General features: G+C 41.6%; 15 protein-coding genes and 1 pseudogene. 10 read left to right on the forward strand and 6 right to left on the reverse strand.

Annotated features, from left to right (window positions below; all coding sequences use genetic code 11):
• Positions 1 to 40 precede the first annotated feature (40 nt).
• Positions 41 to 529 carry a class Ib ribonucleoside-diphosphate reductase assembly flavoprotein NrdI gene (nrdI, locus tag D8877_RS02830; RefSeq protein ID WP_125352400.1) on the forward strand — a complete coding sequence of 163 codons (489 nt, stop codon included), beginning with the start codon at positions 41 to 43 and terminating at the stop codon, positions 527 to 529.
• 32 nt (positions 530 to 561) lie between these two features.
• On the opposite strand, the gene argS is transcribed toward nrdI, so the two are convergent.
• Complete coding sequence (gene argS, locus D8877_RS02835) at positions 562 to 2,250, reverse strand: arginine--tRNA ligase (RefSeq protein ID WP_125352402.1); 1,689 nt, start codon at positions 2,248 to 2,250, stop codon at positions 562 to 564.
• Positions 2,251 to 2,550: 300 nt separating this feature from the next.
• Here argS and argR point away from each other — a divergent pair, with 300 nt between their 5' ends.
• Together argR and mutS are read left to right on the forward strand one after the other, a co-directional pair.
• On the forward strand, positions 2,551 to 2,988 hold the full coding sequence (gene argR / locus D8877_RS02840) for an arginine repressor (RefSeq protein ID WP_002902018.1): 438 nt from the start codon (positions 2,551 to 2,553) through the stop codon (positions 2,986 to 2,988).
• Positions 2,989 to 3,063: 75 nt separating this feature from the next.
• Positions 3,064 to 5,613, forward strand: a complete 2,550-nt coding sequence (gene mutS / locus D8877_RS02845) for a DNA mismatch repair protein MutS (RefSeq protein ID WP_125352404.1) — start codon at positions 3,064 to 3,066, stop codon at positions 5,611 to 5,613.
• Between the two features lie 48 nt (positions 5,614 to 5,661).
• Here the strand turns inward: mutS and D8877_RS02850 are convergent, their stop codons facing one another.
• Together D8877_RS02850 and D8877_RS02855 are read right to left on the reverse strand one after the other, a co-directional pair.
• A complete protein-coding gene (locus tag D8877_RS02850) occupies positions 5,662 to 6,132 on the reverse strand; it encodes a DUF3021 family protein (protein WP_125352406.1) in 471 nt (156 codons plus the stop codon).
• Positions 6,129 to 6,569, reverse strand: a complete 441-nt coding sequence (locus D8877_RS02855) for a LytTR family DNA-binding domain-containing protein (RefSeq protein ID WP_125352408.1) — start codon at positions 6,567 to 6,569, stop codon at positions 6,129 to 6,131. Before D8877_RS02855 ends, D8877_RS02850 begins: the two co-directional genes overlap by 4 nt.
• A 184-nt stretch (positions 6,570 to 6,753) precedes the next feature.
• On the opposite strand from D8877_RS02855, the gene mutL reads away from it, so the two are divergent.
• Positions 6,754 to 8,697 carry a DNA mismatch repair endonuclease MutL gene (gene mutL, locus D8877_RS02860; RefSeq protein WP_125352410.1) on the forward strand — a complete coding sequence of 648 codons (1,944 nt, stop codon included), beginning with the start codon at positions 6,754 to 6,756 and terminating at the stop codon, positions 8,695 to 8,697.
• Between the two features lie 35 nt (positions 8,698 to 8,732).
• Here mutL and D8877_RS02865 read toward each other — a convergent pair whose 3' ends face one another.
• A complete protein-coding gene (locus tag D8877_RS02865) occupies positions 8,733 to 9,254 on the reverse strand; it encodes an RDD family protein (protein WP_185760146.1) in 522 nt (173 codons plus the stop codon).
• Entirely contained in the window at positions 9,238 to 9,741 is a 504-nt protein-coding gene (locus D8877_RS02870; protein ID WP_125352414.1) for a helix-turn-helix domain-containing protein, read from the reverse strand. The genes D8877_RS02865 and D8877_RS02870 overlap by 17 nt, the downstream gene beginning before the upstream one ends.
• A gap of 169 nt (positions 9,742 to 9,910) precedes the next feature.
• Between D8877_RS02870 and ruvA the strand changes: the two genes are divergently transcribed.
• Both ruvA and D8877_RS02880 read left to right on the forward strand, forming a co-directional pair.
• Positions 9,911 to 10,501: a Holliday junction branch migration protein RuvA gene (ruvA, locus tag D8877_RS02875; RefSeq protein ID WP_125342390.1), complete on the forward strand. Its 591-nt coding sequence runs from the start codon at positions 9,911 to 9,913 to the stop codon at positions 10,499 to 10,501.
• 10 nt (positions 10,502 to 10,511) lie between these two features.
• Positions 10,512 to 11,060 (forward strand): annotated as a pseudogene (locus D8877_RS02880) (DNA-3-methyladenine glycosylase I); the annotation flags it as partial.
• Positions 11,061 to 11,092: 32 nt separating this feature from the next.
• Here D8877_RS02880 and D8877_RS02885 read toward each other — a convergent pair.
• Positions 11,093 to 11,941 carry a helix-turn-helix domain-containing protein gene (locus D8877_RS02885; RefSeq protein WP_125352416.1) on the reverse strand — a complete coding sequence of 283 codons (849 nt, stop codon included), beginning with the start codon at positions 11,939 to 11,941 and terminating at the stop codon, positions 11,093 to 11,095.
• Between the two features lie 388 nt (positions 11,942 to 12,329).
• Between D8877_RS02885 and D8877_RS02890 the strand changes: the two genes are divergently transcribed.
• From D8877_RS02890 to D8877_RS02905, 4 genes are all read left to right on the forward strand, one after another.
• Positions 12,330 to 12,668: a hypothetical protein gene (locus tag D8877_RS02890; RefSeq protein ID WP_125352418.1), complete on the forward strand. Its 339-nt coding sequence runs from the start codon at positions 12,330 to 12,332 to the stop codon at positions 12,666 to 12,668.
• Positions 12,669 to 12,735: 67 nt separating this feature from the next.
• Positions 12,736 to 14,718, forward strand: a complete 1,983-nt coding sequence (locus tag D8877_RS02895) for a bacteriocin-associated integral membrane family protein (RefSeq protein ID WP_125337579.1) — start codon at positions 12,736 to 12,738, stop codon at positions 14,716 to 14,718.
• Entirely contained in the window at positions 14,718 to 15,341 is a 624-nt protein-coding gene (locus tag D8877_RS02900; protein WP_002922687.1) for an ATP-binding cassette domain-containing protein, read from the forward strand. Before D8877_RS02895 ends, D8877_RS02900 begins: the two co-directional genes overlap by 1 nt.
• Complete coding sequence (locus D8877_RS02905; RefSeq protein WP_125352420.1) at positions 15,338 to 15,829, forward strand: hypothetical protein; 492 nt, start codon at positions 15,338 to 15,340, stop codon at positions 15,827 to 15,829. The genes D8877_RS02900 and D8877_RS02905 overlap by 4 nt, the downstream gene beginning before the upstream one ends.
• The last annotated feature ends 107 nt before the right edge of the window (positions 15,830 to 15,936 follow it).

The raw sequence follows: 15,936 nt of genomic DNA on the forward strand, positions 1-15,936 counted from the left end.
TGCTTACAATTTTAAGAAGCAATATCTGTTATTTTTTAGAATGGAGAATACAATGACAAAGGTTTCCTTGGTTTACATCAGCTTGAGCGGCAATACAGAGAGTTTTGTCCGCCGGCTGACAGACTATTTGCTGGAGCAGCATCTAAGCCTAGAGGTAGAGAAGATTCATATCAAAGACTTGGTAAAGGAAGGGCAGCCCTTTTTTGAAATGGACAATCCTTTTATCGCTTTTCTGCCGACTTATCTGGAAGGCGGCAATGGTGTGGACAATGGCGATGTAGAAATTCTGACAACCGATGTGGGGGACTTTATCGCCTATGGTCAGAATGCCAGCAAGTGTCTGGGCGTCATTGGCAGCGGCAATCGAAACTTTAACAACCAATACTGTCTGACTGCCAAGCAATACTCAGAGCGCTTCGGATTTCCGGTTTTGGCCGATTTTGAAATGCGCGGCATGTTGGGAGACATTAAGAAGGTTGCAGGGATTATTGAAGAACTTTATCATATTGAAAAAAACGAAAACCAGTGAGGTTTTCGTTTTTTGATGTTTCTAAATCAAGGTTACATCTTTTCTGGGGCTTCTACTCCCAGCAAACGCAGAGCTTCTTTGAGGACAACAGCTGTTGAGTAGCTGAGAGCCAGACGGCTGTCGCGCTCAGGGCTTTCGTCCAGAATCCGTGTGTGTGCATAGTATTTGTTAAAGGCTTGAGCTAAGCTGATAGCGTATTTGGCAATCAGAGATGGCTCATAGTTATCAGCAGCACGCTTGACAACGCGACCGAAATCTTGGAGCAGCTTGATAATTTCCCAGCTTTCTGGATCGTTCAAGCTGTATGTAGCCTCTGCATCTGGCTGGAAGTTCGCCTTGCGCAGGATAGACTGGATACGAGCATAGGCATACTGGATGTAAGGGCCTGTTTCTCCCTCGAAGGAAACCATGGCTTCCAAATCAAAGTCGTAACCATTGCGACGGTCGGTTTTGAGGTCGTAGAACTTAACTGCTCCTACCCCAACTGCACGAGCAACAGCTTCCTTGTTTTCCAAATCTGGGTTTTTAGCTTCAATCTGGCTCTTAGCCCGGCTGATAGCTTCCAGCAGAGTTGGTTCGAGAAGGATGATATTTCCTTTACGTGTAGACAGCTTTTGACGGTTTTTAGTCACCAGTCCGAAGTCAACGTGAATCATGTCATCGCTCCAGTCAAAGCCCATCTTTTTCAGAACGGCCTTGAGTTGTCTGAAGTGGTTGGCCTGCTCTTGACCTACAACATAGACATTTTTGACAAAGTTGTAAGTGCGAGCTCGGTAGATGGCTGTTGCAATATCACGTGTGATGTAGAGGGTAGCACCGTCTGATTTTTTAATCATAGCAGGCGGAAGGTTAAAGTCTTCCAAGTCTACAATGCTAGCTCCTTTTGATTCCTGTAAAAGACCTTTTTCTTCGAGGATTTGAATCCCTTCGTCCATCTTGTCATTGTAGAAGGCTTCACCATTTAGACTGTCAAATTCGACACCTAGGAGTTCGTAGATACGGTTGAATTCTGTCAGACTTTCGTCGCGGAACCATTGCCAGAGCTCAGTTGCTTCTGGGTCGCCATCTTCCAGCTTCTTGAACCAAAGGCGGCCTTCTTCATCCAGAGATGGGTCGTTTTCAATCTCGGCATTGATACGCACATAGAGTTTGAGGAGCTCGTCGATAGGGTTGGCTTCAACAGCTTCCTGGCTTCCCCACTTCTTATAAGCTACCATCAGGAGGCCAAACTGTTTGCCCCAGTCTCCCAAGTGGTTGATTTTGATGGTGTTGTAGCCTATTTTACGGAAGATGTTGGAAAGAGCGTCACCGATAACAGTAGAACGCAAGTGGCCGACTGAGAAAGGCTTGGCAATGTTTGGACTGGACAGGTCGATGGTGATATTCTGATTATTTCCTTCGTTTTGCTGGCCATAGTCAGCTCCGTCTTTGATGACTTCTTTGATGACTTGGCCAGAAATTTCAGACTTACTGAGGAAAAAGTTGACATAAGGACCAGTCGCAACGACTTTATCAAAATGCGCTGTGTCAATCTTTTCAGCGATGTCAGCAGCGATGATTTGAGGAGCTTTGCGCTCAGTCTTTGCCAGAGAAAAGGCTGGGAAGGCGATATCGCCAAGTTCAGAGCTCTTTGGCTGCTCCAATAAATTTAAAATAGCGTCTTGATCAAGGCTGTCAATAACCTTGGCCAATTCGCCGGCAATCAACTGTTTGTTATCCATATTTGCTCCTTTGTGTCTTTTGTTATTATTTTATCACATTTTTCAAGGAATCTTCAATTTTTTTGGGAATAATTTTTGGGCTAATAGGAATTTTTCTGATATAATAAGAGGGATAAGAACCTGTATTTATAGATGAGTTTTCCATCTAAATGCTTCCTTCCCTGACACTCTTGGTTAAAGTTTTTTGTTTATTCTCAGTATTCCTGCAAATCTTTGCCTAGATTGATGGAGAAGCAGTCTTTCATCGGATGGAGTATTCTTCATGAATGCAGCTTCTAAATATTCAATAATGAGGTAAAAATGAGAAAGAATGACCGTCATCAGTTAGTCAAAACGATGATTAAGGAGGAAAAGCTAGGAACGCAAAAGGAGATTCAGGATCGTCTGGAAGCGCAAGGGATTTATGTAACACAGACTACCCTGTCGCGTGACCTCCGTGAAATCGGCCTGACTAAAGTTAAGAAGAAGGGGCTGACTTATTATGTTTTGGCGCATGAGACCGAAGAGATTGATTTTATAGAGTTTTTAGCCAAGCATGTGGAGAGTGTAGCCAGGGCAGAGTTTAGTCTGGTTCTTCGTACAGGCCTGGGAGAGGCAACAGTGCTGGCCAATGTCGTGGATAGCTCATTCGATAGCCGCATTCTGGGAACCGTTGCGGGTGCTAATACTCTTTTAGTGGTTTGCCGGGATCAGGCAGCTGCTCAGGAGATTGAGGAGCAAATACAGGAAGTGATGTAGGGTCACATTTTTCAGGAAAAATGGAGAGGTTTGAGACGGGAGTCCTGACCTCGTTTGTTTTTAGAAAGGATAGAGATGGCAGTAGAAAAGTTATCGCCAGGCATGCAGCAGTATTTGGATATCAAAAAGGACTATCCAGATGCTTTCTTGCTCTTTCGGATGGGAGATTTCTATGAGTTATTTTATGATGATGCGGTCAATGCCGCGCAGATTTTAGAGATTTCTCTCACCAGCCGCAATAAAAATGCTGAAAATCCCATTCCCATGGCCGGAGTTCCCTATCATTCGGCTCAGCAGTATATTGATGTTTTGGTCGAATCAGGCTATAAGGTGGCGATTGCGGAGCAGATGGAAGACCCTAAAGAAGCCAAGGGGGTTGTTAAGCGGGAGGTCGTGCAGGTTATCACGCCGGGGACAGTGGTGGACTCCAGTAAGCCGGACTCTGCTAATAACTTTCTGGTGGCTCTGGATTACTCAGACGGCCTCTATGGTCTGGCTTATATGGACTTGGTGACCGGTGAGTTTCAGGTGACCAGTTTAGAGGACTTTGCCTTGGTCTGCGGGGAAATCCGCAATTTGAAGGCTAGGGAAGTGGTGTTGGGCTATGCCTTGCCAGAAGCTGAGGAGCAGGTCTTGGCTGGACAGATGAACCTCTTACTGTCCTATGTACAGACGGCCTTGGACGATGTCCAGCTGCTGGGCGAGGAGCTGTCTCCTATGGAACATCAGGCGGCGGGGAAACTGCTGGAGTATGTGCACCGGACCCAGATGAGAGAGCTCAGCCATTTGAAGAAGGCTCAGCATTATGAAATCAAGGACTTTCTGCAAATGGACTATGCCACCAAGGCGAGTCTGGATTTGACGGAAAATGCTCGCTCAGGCAAGAAGCACGGCAGTCTTTATTGGCTAATGGACGAGACCAAGACAGCCATGGGCGGTCGCATGCTGCGCTCTTGGATTCAGCGTCCGCTGATTGATGAAGCGCGAATCATCCAGCGGCAGAATGTCGTCGAGGTTTTTCTGGAACATTTCTTTGAGCGGAGTGATTTGACGGAGAGCCTCAAGGGAGTCTATGATATCGAGCGGCTGGCTAGTCGAGTGTCTTTTGGCAAGACCAATCCCAAGGATCTGCTGCAGCTGGCAGCTACATTGGGCAATGTGCCTCAGATTAAGGCTATCCTGCAAGGAATTGGCAGTCCGCATCTAGCTCGTTTGATTGAGGGATTGGATCCTATTCCAGAGTTGGCGGGCTTGATTAGCTCAGCTATTTCGCCGGATGCACCTCATATCATCACCGAGGGCAATATCATTCGGACCGGTTTTGATGAGACCTTGGATCAGTATCGGCTTGTGCTGAGGGATGGGACCGGATGGATTGCGGAGCTGGAAGTCAAAGAACGTGCCAACAGCGGCATCAGCAATCTGAAGATTGATTACAACAAAAAAGATGGTTACTATTTCCATGTGACCAATTCCCAGCTGTCTCATGTTCCCAGTCATTTCTTCCGCAAGGCGACCCTGAAAAATTCGGAGCGTTTTGGAACGGAGGAGTTGGCCCGGATTGAGGGAGAGATGTTGGAGGCGCGTGAAAAATCTGCTAATTTGGAATACGAGATTTTCATGCGGATTCGCGAGGAAGCTGGCAAATACATCCAGCGCTTGCAGGCCTTGGCACAAACGCTGGCAGCTGTAGATGTCCTGCAGAGCTTTGCTGCGGTAGCAGAGCAACTACATTTGGTGCGCCCTGTCTTTACTGCAGAGCGCCGTCTGCAGATTGAAAAAGGTCGGCATGCTGTCGTGGAAAAGGTCATGGGAGCCCAAAGCTACATTCCAAATAATATTCTGCTGGACCAGGAAACGGACATCCAGCTGATTACTGGGCCTAATATGAGCGGGAAATCGACCTATATGCGCCAGCTGGCTATTATCGTCATTATGGCACAGATGGGCTCTTATGTGCCTGCTCAGTCTGCCAGTCTGCCGCTATTCGATGCGATTTTCACTCGTATCGGTGCGGCGGATGATTTGGTGTCCGGCCAGTCCACTTTTATGGTGGAGATGATGGAGGCCAATCGAGCCATTCGGCAGGCTAGCGAGCGTTCGCTCATTCTCTTTGATGAGCTGGGGCGTGGAACGGCGACTTATGATGGGATGGCGCTGGCTCAGGCTATTATCGAGCACATTCATCACTATACTGGGGCCAAAACCCTCTTTGCCACCCACTATCACGAGCTGACAGCCTTAGAGGATAGTTTGGAGCATTTGGAAAATGTCCATGTGGCAACCTTGGAAAAGGACGGGCAGGTGACTTTCCTGCATAAGATTGAGCCAGGTCCGGCTGACAAGTCTTACGGAATCCATGTGGCGAAAATTGCCGGACTTCCTGAGAAATTGCTGGAACGAGCGGATAGCATTTTGAGTCATTTGGAGAGTCAGGATACAGGACTAGACTCAGAGCTTCCTGCTGCATCCAGACCGAAGCAGTCACAAGTGGCGGAGCAGATGTCTCTTTTTGCAGAAGGGACGGAAAATCCGGTTCTAACCGAACTCCGAGACTTGGATATCTACAATATGACTCCCCTGGAAGTCATGGCAGCAGTGGCCGAGCTCAAGAAAAAGCTGTAAAAACAAAGAACAGACTTGTTAATGCCTCAAGTCTGTTCTTTTTATTTCTCACGATTTGCTAGACAAGCCGCTATTGATCTTTTGAATGTTGCGGTAGGTGTGGTAGTAGATAGCGCCTGAAATGATTAGATAGATAAGGGTGAATTCCCCGACGGCAGTCAGTGTCAGGCTGAGTATTTTTTCTCTTGGAAAAAATCCAGCTAGATTAGCCAAAAGTGCAAAGGTCAGAATCATCACGCCAAAGTGGCTAACGACGGAGCGCAGGATGCTCCAGTCTCTTTGGAAGAAGCTTCCACTCCATCTGAAAATAGCTCCCATGATAAACCAGATAAGCATGCAGTAGAGCATGATAAGGGAAACATGGACATGCTGGCTCAAAAAGAAGTGGCCGATAGGAGAGCGAGGATGAAGCGGTAGATAAACTGGATTGTAAAAATAAGAAACAATCATGGAGAAGAAGAGACCAATGAAAATCCCTCCAATCCCTCCGAAAAAGAGTTCTTTAAGACGAGTTTTCATAATTGCAACCTTTCTTTGATAGATTTGAGATAACGGCGGGACGAGTAAGTCTGATCGCCGTTTTTCAGAAATATTTGAATCAGACCATTTGGAGTCAGCTTGAGGTGGCTGATTTGCCGGTTGTTGATAATCTCCGATTGAGAAATCTGCAGGAAATAGTCCGGTAGGACCTGCAGCAATTGATAAAGAGCTTGTTGAGCTCGATAGCTTTCTCTTGCTGTTCGGACTCGGACCTGACGATTTTCTGTATAGATTCGGTGGATTTCCTTAGCATCCAGCAGATAGATTTCGTCCTCTTTTTTGACATGAATCTTGTCTTCTTTGCCTAGATGTTGAGCAAAGTGGACCAATTCCTGAATGCTTTCTGTCATGAGGCGAGCCTCAATGCTGACGGAGTCTTCGGTGACTTGAGAATCGATTCTTAGCTTAACTTTCATAACTTCCTCCTTTCACCTTTATTAAACCGCAACTTGGCAGCGAAAACAAGCCCTTTTGTCTATGTGGCAGCTATTTGTGTCTATCTGGTTTGTCTTGTGAGCAGAGTGGTTGAGAAAAGGCTGTCTTCTGATAGAAAGAGCCCAATGTGTTATAATAGATAGCAGAACAAATACGGAGAAAATGATGTCAAAAATTATCGAACTTCCAGAAATTCTAGCCAATCAGATTGCGGCCGGTGAAGTCATTGAGCGGCCTAGCAGCGTGGTCAAGGAGCTAGTGGAGAATTCAATTGATGCGGGTGCCAGTCAGATTACCATCGAAATCGAAGAAGCCGGACTCAAGAGCATTCAGGTGACGGATAATGGCGAGGGCATAGACCACGAAGATGTTCCTCTGGCCCTTCGCCGCCATGCTACCAGTAAAATCAAGAAGCAGGCGGATCTCTTTCGGATTCGAACACTGGGTTTTCGTGGTGAGGCCATTCCTTCCATTGCTTCTGTCTCGCGTTTTACCATTGAAACAGCAACGGAAGCCGGCCAGCACGGGACTCAGCTGGTTGCCCAAGGTGGTGAGATTGAAGAGCATGTGCCTACTAGTAGTCCAGTGGGAACGAAAATCAAGATAGAAGATCTTTTCTTTAACACCCCAGCTCGGCTCAAGTATATGAAGAGCCAGCAGGCTGAGCTGTCCCATATCGTTGATGTGATTAATCGGCTCAGTCTGGCCCATCCGGAAGTGGCTTTCACCCTTATCAGCGACGGCCGCGAACTGACACGAACTGCCGGCAGTGGCAATCTACGTCAGGCTATTGCGGGAATCTATGGTCTGGCAACAGCTAAGAAAATGGTGGAAATCTCTGCTTCAGATCTGGACTTTGAGGTGAGCGGCTATGTCAGCTTGCCTGAGCTAACTCGCGCCAATCGGAATTATATTACGATTCTCATCAACGGCCGCTATATTAAGAATTTCCTGCTCAATCGTGCTATTTTGGATGGCTACGGCAGCAAGCTGATGGTAGGACGTTTTCCACTCGCGGTCATCAATATTCAGATTGACCCCTATCTGGCCGATGTCAATGTCCATCCGACCAAGCAAGAGGTGAGGATTTCTAAAGAGCGGGAACTCATGGCCTTGATTTCGCAAGCTATTGCGACCAGTCTCAAGGAGCAAGACCTTATCCCGGATGCTTTGGAAAATCTAGCCAAATCAACTGTTAAACGTGCGACTAAGCCCGAACAGACCAGTCTTCCCCTTAAAGAAAATCGCCTCTACTACGATAAGGAGCAGAATGACTTCTTCCTCAAGCCGCAGGTGGCCGAGCAACAACTATCCTTTGAAGAATCAGCGGAGCCTATTCATGAAGCGACCGATGAAAAAGCAGAGTCGCAACCGACTTCAGTCAAATTTGCAGAGAGAAAGCTGGCCAGCTATGACCAACTAGACCATCCAGAGCTAGATCAAGCCAGTCTGGAGCGGGCTGTGGATAAGTTGGAACAGGAAGAGAAGTCAAGCTTCCCAGAGTTAGAATATTTCGGCCAGATGCATGGCACTTATCTATTTGCTCAGGGCAAGGGCGGTCTTTACATTATTGACCAGCATGCTGCTCAAGAGCGGGTCAAGTATGAGTATTATCGGGAGAAGATTGGGGATGTGGACAATAGCCAGCAGCAGCTCTTGGTGCCTTATATCTTTGAATTTCCAGCGGACGATATGCTGAGAATCAAGCAGCGGATGGAGCTGTTAGAAGACGCTGGCATCTTTTTAGAAGAGTACGGAGCCAACCAGTTTATCCTCCGTGAGCATCCCATTTGGTTCAAGGAAGAGGAGATTGAGGCCGGCATCTATGAGATGTGTGATATGCTTCTCCTGACCAAGGAAGTTTCCATCAAGAAATATCGAGCAGAGCTAGCCATTATGATGAGCTGCAAACGCTCCATCAAGGCCAATCACAGTCTGGATGACTACTCTGCGCGTGACTTGCTCTTTCAGCTGTCCCAGTGTGACAATCCCTATAATTGCCCACACGGTCGGCCGGTCTTGGTCAACTTTACCAAGTCAGATATGGAAAAAATGTTCCGTCGCATTCAGGAAAATCATACTAGCCTGCGGGAGTTGGGGAAATACTAAACTTTATAGAAGATAAAACAGCCCTAGTCATAGAACTAGAGCTGTTTTTGATGTTTGAGCTGAACTTGTGTTCCAGCAAGCAAATCAGCTGGATGGCGTTTGTCCTTGCGAAGCAGTCCCATCATCAGAAAGATCAAGAAGAGAATACCTGCTGAAGTTGACAAGAAAATTGACAGGGCATCTGCTTGATAAGCACTACGAATAGCTCCCATATGTCCCAACTGCCAAGGGAAAAACTTGATAGCAGAGCGCAAAAGGCTGTGGGAAAGGCTCCTATGTTTGTAAACTAACTGTAAACCTGCCCAACGCTTGCCAAAACTGCCTTTTCTATAGTCTAGCCAAGCAAAGATGATAGTTAGAGGAAGAACGGAGGTAGAAAAAGCCAGAAGCTGGCTCTGGACTTCAGTGAATGCAGGAATGCCTCCTAGAACCAGATTGTAACAGCCCATAGCTAGTAAAAAAAGAGCAATGAGATAGAATGAGATGAAGAGCCAGTCTCCAAGCAGCTCTTTCAGACGAGTTTTGACAGGTATGGGATTGTCAGTTTTTAGTTTCATCTTTAGCACCTTCTTTCTTAAAATCATCAAGGCCGATAACCTTGTCCAGATACTTTTTCTTAATCTTTAGCGCCTTGCTAATAGCTATTGCGGATGCGATTAAGAGGAAGAAGGCCAACCAGACTAGGGCAGTGAATGTTGCTGGAAAGCTAGAACCTGCAAAGAAGAGAAAGATAGCTAGGTCAGATATAAAAATATACAGAACCTGCCAAAAGCCATAAGATTTCACTTCCTTGTAGTAGCGGTTCTTTTCGTCTTCTGAGAGGACGGGTTTTATTTCAGGCTTGTCACTGTCTTCTAAAAGCAGATAATCTGTCGTCACTTGGAAAATCTTGCTCAGCTCTACAATTTTTTCCAGCTCTGGCAGTGCTTGGCCAGATTCCCACTTGGAAATGCTCTGGCGAGAGACATTGATTTGTTCAGCTAGTTTTTCTTGTGACCAGCCTTTTTCTTTTCTTAGTTCAAATAATTTATCAGCGAGTTTCATCGTGACAGCCTCCTTTTCTTTGCTAACTCTATCCTAACAGCTTTTAGTTATCTTGAGAATACAGCTTCCTGTACATTTTGTCAACCGCTGGTTGCACTTCTGTTTGCAGTTTCCAAACAGAAAATATGATATACTAGATAGGCAAAATGATACAAAAAGAAGGAAGATTATGTACGAATATTTTAAAGGAATCATCAGTAAAATAACAGCCAAGTACATTGTGTTGGAAGTCAACTCTATCGGCTATATTCTTCATGTAGCTAATCCTTATGCTTACTCAGGACATCTTCATCAGGAAGCAAAGGTCTATGTGCACCAGGTGGTGAGAGAAGATGCGGAGCTCCTGTACGGTTTTGCGACCGAGGAGGAGAAGCAACTCTTTCTCAGCTTGATTTCAGTCTCAGGTATCGGCCCAGTGTCTGCTCTGGCTATCATTGCGGCGGATGATAATGCTGGCTTAGTGCAAGCCATTGAGCAGAAAAACATCACCTACCTGACCAAGTTTCCTAAGATTGGCAAGAAGACAGCCCAGCAGATGGTGCTGGACTTGGAAGGAAAGGTAGTGGCGGCGGATGGTATGGCAGAAAGTAAGGCACCCGTCCAGACTGCGGATAATCAGGAGCTGGAGGAAGCCATGGAAGCTATGCTGGCTCTGGGCTACAAAGCTGCTGAACTCAAGAAAATCAAGAAATTCTTTGAAGGAACGACGGATACAGCAGAAAACTATATCAAGTCTGCTCTTAAGATGTTGGTGAAATAGGAGACCAAATATGACCAAACGCTGCGGTTGGGTAAAGATGAACAACCCTTTATATGTAGCCTATCATGATGAGGAGTGGGGCAAGCCTCTCCATGATGATCATAAATTATTTGAATTGCTCTGCATGGAGACCTATCAGGCTGGACTTTCTTGGGAGACCATTCTGAATAAACGCCAGGCTTTTCGGGAAGCTTTTCATTTCTATGATGCCCAGAAAATTGCTCAGATGACGGATGCGGATCTGGATGCTCTTTTAAATAATCCTGATATCATCCGCAATAAGATGAAGATCTATGCGACTAGGGCTAATGCCCAAGCTTTTTTGGCTGTTCAAAAGCAGTTTGGCTCTTTTAATGACTATATCTGGTCCTTTGTAGATTTCAAAACGATTAACAATCAGATTGTCCATTACAAGGAAGCACCTACTAAGACAGAGCTGTCAGAAACTATGTCCAAGGCGCTGAAAAAGCAAGGCTTCAAATTTGTCGGTCCCGTTTGTGTCTATTCATTCCTAGAAGCAGCTGGCCTTATCAACGATCATGAAAATGACTGTGACTTCAATTTACATAAAATACCGTTTGAGAAAGATTCTCAACAGTATTTTTCAATTTCTTCTTTTAGAGATTTTACTAGCTCTTTTTCATCGGCAAGTTGTAGTAGAGCAATCCCTTTTTTTATTAATTCGTTATCATTTTTGCAAATTCCAAGTCGAATCTGTGAAAGCCCGAGGGAATCATAACGTTTTTCTTTTTTTGACAAATCGTAAATGTATTTAGTAATTTCAGCGCATTCTCTCTTTAATCCATTATAAAGATAGATGGTAGAAAGGTTGACTAAGAGTCCGATTTGTAGATTATTCCCATTGCGAAATGATTGGTATTTTTTTATGCTATTTAAAATCTTTTGGGTAAATTGTTTGATATTTTCTAAAGGGAAGAAATAAAGAATAGTAGAAAGAAGTCGAAAATCACTTTCATACCAAGTGTCCTGTTTTTCTAAATACGCCCAAATTTTATTGGTAGTAGCATTAATTTCTTTTGTCTCAGAAATTCCATTTTGTCTCAGATGAATAGTAATATTGATGCTATCTAAAGCATGTTTAATCGGAATATCGGAATGTTTACATAGATATGCCTCGCATTCTCTCTTTAATTGTAACAAACCTTTCGTCCCTACAATAGTCTCACCTTGGTTATAAAGAGAATTTAAAATTTTCTGTCTCTGACTAGGTTGATAATAATCACAAATGTATTTAAATTCTTCTAGTGTCATATCTATCTGGCGAAGTAAAAAAATCATGGTATCGAACTTTGGCACGACTTGTCCGCTTTCAATTCGTGCCAAAGTTGAGCGAGCTAAAAAATCCCCACAAATTTCTTCTTGAGTCAGCCCTTTTGATTTTCTAATTTCTTTATAGATTTTTCCATAATCCCAGCGCATAANAACCCTCTTTGAAAATGTTACTAAAAGCTACGTTTTGAGAAAGCGTTTTAAAATAGTATATCATTAAATAAAAGGGAGGGCAAATATGAAAAAAATAATGTACAATTTAATTTTACTGGCAGTAACGTCAATAGTTACTACAAGTGTACTTCCATGGTGGTGGTCATGGTGGTAAAGTGAATAGAATAGGAAAGGGGCGAGTCCAATGGTCTAAATAATTCAAAAAAGCAGGCAAAGATTAAATATATATATATTTAAAAATTAGAATCTATAAAATTAAAGGAGGTGAGACCAAGGGGTCGTTGATTGTGACTAGCTAAGCTATAAATTGGAAAGGTAAAATATTCTCTAAAAACTATAAAATATTCAATATAGGAGTGTAGTTATGAAAATAAGAATTAAAAATAAAACATTAGCTTTNTTAGCTACAGTTTCTTTAGGTTTTGGGCTAACTACTATGACTAGTATCGTTAGTGCAGAAGTAGCATATCCAGCCCCATATCCGATTATTGATGAATGGAATTATGGTGTGAATGATAACTATGGTTATTCTAATTACTATGTTAAATCTCCGAATAATATTGGTTCAAAATCTTCGATAACTAATCTTTGGGGAACTGTTAAGTCATCTGATTCTCAAAAATATGGATGGGCAATGTCAAGTTCAACAAAAAGTTGGAATGATGTTCGATTAAATGCACATTGGAACTACTTTAAATTTTAACAATAGTTTATGAAAGTTGGAAGACCCAATAATATTATAGGGTCTTTTATAATATAGGTAGGAGCTTATGAAATTAAAATTAGGTGTTATAGGACTCTTTTTTTGCTTAATTGCTGCCATTGGTCTGGTTAGTATTAGTGATACTCAAAAACCAATACCTTTACCAATTGATGGTGCCTTCTCCATTCAAGGGAAAAGCAATCTTTCTAATGAAGAAGTGTATCAAATGATTAGTGGCCTATCAGAAGAGACAAAAGTTAAAATATACAAGCCGGTGGTTCAGAATTCAGGACAGTTGACTTATATAAATCTTGATGATGCCAGCCATGAACAATTAAAGTCTATACCGATAACAGGGATGTACTATACTCTAGGGGAAATAGATTCAAATGGTTTAAAAAAACTTACGTCTACAGGTCTGCAAGTAGTATATATGGCTTACCCTTGGTATATGGGAGGAATGATACAATTTACTGGCTCTTTAAGATTTTTGTTAATGATTTCAATTTACTTAACCTTATTAGTTGTTTTATTTGTTGTTAGAGCGAGAAAGATTAAAGAAGGGATGATAAGACGTTCTTTAGGATTGCCTGTGTATAACCTAAAAAAGGATTATTTAATTTCTGTTACTTTTGAGCTGATTTTAGTTGCTTTATTGATGGTTTTCTATGGCTCTTTTCTGGGGAGTGGTCTCTTCACCTATAGTTCCAAGTTATTCTTCTCTCTACTTCTAACCAATTTTATAATTTTTCAAATCATTGATCTCATCACCTTTGTTTTATTTTGGCTGACGATTCAGGTTGAAAAGCCTATTGAAATTATAAAAAATAAGGCCAAAAACAGCCTCATTTTTATCGTATGGCTTGCGGTTATTTCTAGCATAATAGTTGTTTCAGGAGTCTTTTTACGGGAAACAAAGGCTAGTCAATCAAAGATAAATATACAGATAAAGCATTTAGAACCATGGAGTGCAGTAAAAGATTGGAAAAGACTAGAGTTTTTGGGTATTGAAAATGAATCTGTTACTAATGGAGAAGAAGCAAATGACTCAGGAGCTAAGTATATAGAGATTGCTAAAGCCTTAAAAAAACTGGATTTTATATATATCAAATCATCTTCAGCCTATGTTCCAGATTTTATGAAAACTTCTCATGTTACAGAAGATTTTTCTAAGCAATTAAAAAGTGATGGGATAACGAATCCAGAGGTTAATAAAGAGCTGGTTTATATCAATCAAACAGGTGCTAAGGTACAAAATAAAGTTAATGGAACAAACTATCGTATTTTAGATAATAAAATAGCAACCATCTATATTCCTAATAAATTTAAAGAGAATAAGGCATCAATCGAGAATACGGTTGTAGCAGAACAATTTACTGGTACAAACTATACAAAAGATGATCTTACGGTGCAAGTCATTCCTGATGGGCAAGAATTTTTCTATTTCAATGAAAATGGCAGTAGTGTCCCTGAAAATAAAGATAATCTACCTTTGGAAAGTGTGACAAATAGTAAGAGTAATATAGTGGTTGTATTAGATACTGATAAAATGGTAGAAACTAACGATTTTATTTTGGCAAGCAATATCATATATAACTCACTTTTTAGTCCAGAAGCAATTAAGGACATCAACGATTTGAGTGCTAGTTTGAATTTTTCAATCAATCCAGTCGAGGTTTACCAAACTGTGAAACTTAATATTCAATCTTTAGAGCACCAAATTCTCCTTTCAAAAATACTGCAAATAGTTATTTGCGGAATTGTATTTCTACTCATTTATCAATATGCTCAAATGTTTGTTGCCTTAAAACAGAATGACTATGTCAAAAAAATCATTTTAGGCCTATCGAAAACAGGTATGGCCATTTCAAGTCTAAAATATTTTATGATAACGATTATAATGGTTATCTTATTGACATTTATCATGACAGGACAAATAGAGTTATTGTATATTGGTCTTGCTTCTTTAACGGTTTTAATGATGTCAATGATAATAAGTTTCAGAAAATTATCTGATAGATACACTCAAATTCTAAAAGGGGATGACTAATGACAATTGAAATTGTGAATGTTACAAAAAAATATGGCTCAAAAGAAATATTTACAGATTTAAATTTAACCTTTGAAGCTGGGAAAAGCTACGCCTTGATTGGCGGTTCGGGTTCAGGTAAAAGTACCTTGCTAAACATTATAGGAAGGCTAGAAAAAATTGACAGTGGAAAAGTGTTAGTTGATAAACAGGATATTTGGAAAACCAAAGAAAGAACCTATTTTAAAAATACTATTGGGTATGTATTCCAAAATTATTCTTTGATAGAAAACAAAACAGTATATGATAATTTAAAACTCCTCAATAAAGACAAAAAGATTATATCTGAGATACTTGAAAAAGTAGGCCTTTCTACGGACTATTTAAAACATAAAATATATGAATTGTCTGGGGGACAGGCTCAGCGTGTAGCTATTGCAAGAATGTTAATGAAACCGCGTAAAATTATTTTAGCGGATGAACCTACAGGAGCCTTGGATAGTGAGATTGGGAATGAAATCATCAACTTATTATTGAGTGAAGCAGCCAAGAATAATTATGTTATTATAGCAACACATGATCCAGCTGTATATAGTAAAGTTGATGTTATCGTTGACATAAAAGATATAGGAAGTCAGGCATGAAAAAGAAAATTTATATTAGTTTGCTACTAGTCATTGGAGTACTCGCAATCGTCTTAATTGGCAAACAAGTGATTAAAAAAGAAAATTCCAATAAACCTTCGGTGGATTTAACAGTCTATACAATCTCTTCGAATGATACCGAAAGATGGGATAAGGTAAGGCAAGTAGAAACAGAAGATGCTGTCTATCTAATATCTGTCAAAGAAGTAGCATCTTCAGAAGAAGTGTTTTCAAATATTATTGCAGATGGCACTGCTATGGGGTTTGGAGTTAGTGAAGAAGAAGTTAAACAATTTAACAATAATTTAGGAACTACTGTAGTAGATGCTAAAAATAATAAATTGATTGGGATAGAATTCTTCACTTTTTCTGATGATGGCAAGGGATTTTCAGTAGCGAATTTTGATTACGGCAAAAAAGAGTTTAATAATCAAAAAAAAGAAAAGAAAGAGTTCTATAAAAAACTATACGAAGCGTTTAAAAAATAATTTATGATGACACGACAAACGCATAAAGACAAAAGTTCCAATAAATTTTTGAAATACAAATCTTGATTCAGCTCATTTGTCAAAGGTAGCTGCAGTTTTACTTTCCT

The sequence above is a fragment of the Streptococcus sanguinis genome, assembly GCF_003943735.1.
GTDB classification, from domain to species: domain Bacteria; phylum Bacillota; class Bacilli; order Lactobacillales; family Streptococcaceae; genus Streptococcus; species Streptococcus sanguinis_E.

Excerpts from the sequence above, each read along its gene's own strand:
- nrdI (WP_125352400.1), top strand. The coding sequence starts at position 41 with ATGGAGAATACAATGACAAAGGTTTCCTTGGTTTACATCAGCTTGAGC.
- argS (WP_125352402.1), bottom strand. The coding sequence starts at position 2,250 with ATGGATAACAAACAGTTGATTGCCGGCGAATTGGCCAAGGTTATTGAC.
- argR (WP_002902018.1), top strand. The coding sequence starts at position 2,551 with ATGAGAAAGAATGACCGTCATCAGTTAGTCAAAACGATGATTAAGGAG.
- mutS (WP_125352404.1), top strand. The coding sequence starts at position 3,064 with ATGGCAGTAGAAAAGTTATCGCCAGGCATGCAGCAGTATTTGGATATC.
- D8877_RS02850 (WP_125352406.1), bottom strand. The coding sequence starts at position 6,132 with ATGAAAACTCGTCTTAAAGAACTCTTTTTCGGAGGGATTGGAGGGATT.
- D8877_RS02855 (WP_125352408.1), bottom strand. The coding sequence starts at position 6,569 with ATGAAAGTTAAGCTAAGAATCGATTCTCAAGTCACCGAAGACTCCGTC.
- mutL (WP_125352410.1), top strand. The coding sequence starts at position 6,754 with ATGTCAAAAATTATCGAACTTCCAGAAATTCTAGCCAATCAGATTGCG.
- D8877_RS02865 (WP_185760146.1), bottom strand. The coding sequence starts at position 9,254 with ATGAAACTAAAAACTGACAATCCCATACCTGTCAAAACTCGTCTGAAA.
- D8877_RS02870 (WP_125352414.1), bottom strand. The coding sequence starts at position 9,741 with ATGAAACTCGCTGATAAATTATTTGAACTAAGAAAAGAAAAAGGCTGG.
- ruvA (WP_125342390.1), top strand. The coding sequence starts at position 9,911 with ATGTACGAATATTTTAAAGGAATCATCAGTAAAATAACAGCCAAGTAC.
- D8877_RS02885 (WP_125352416.1), bottom strand. The coding sequence starts at position 11,941 with ATGCGCTGGGATTATGGAAAAATCTATAAAGAAATTAGAAAATCAAAA.
- D8877_RS02895 (WP_125337579.1), top strand. The coding sequence starts at position 12,736 with ATGAAATTAAAATTAGGTGTTATAGGACTCTTTTTTTGCTTAATTGCT.
- D8877_RS02900 (WP_002922687.1), top strand. The coding sequence starts at position 14,718 with ATGACAATTGAAATTGTGAATGTTACAAAAAAATATGGCTCAAAAGAA.
- D8877_RS02905 (WP_125352420.1), top strand. The coding sequence starts at position 15,338 with ATGAAAAAGAAAATTTATATTAGTTTGCTACTAGTCATTGGAGTACTC.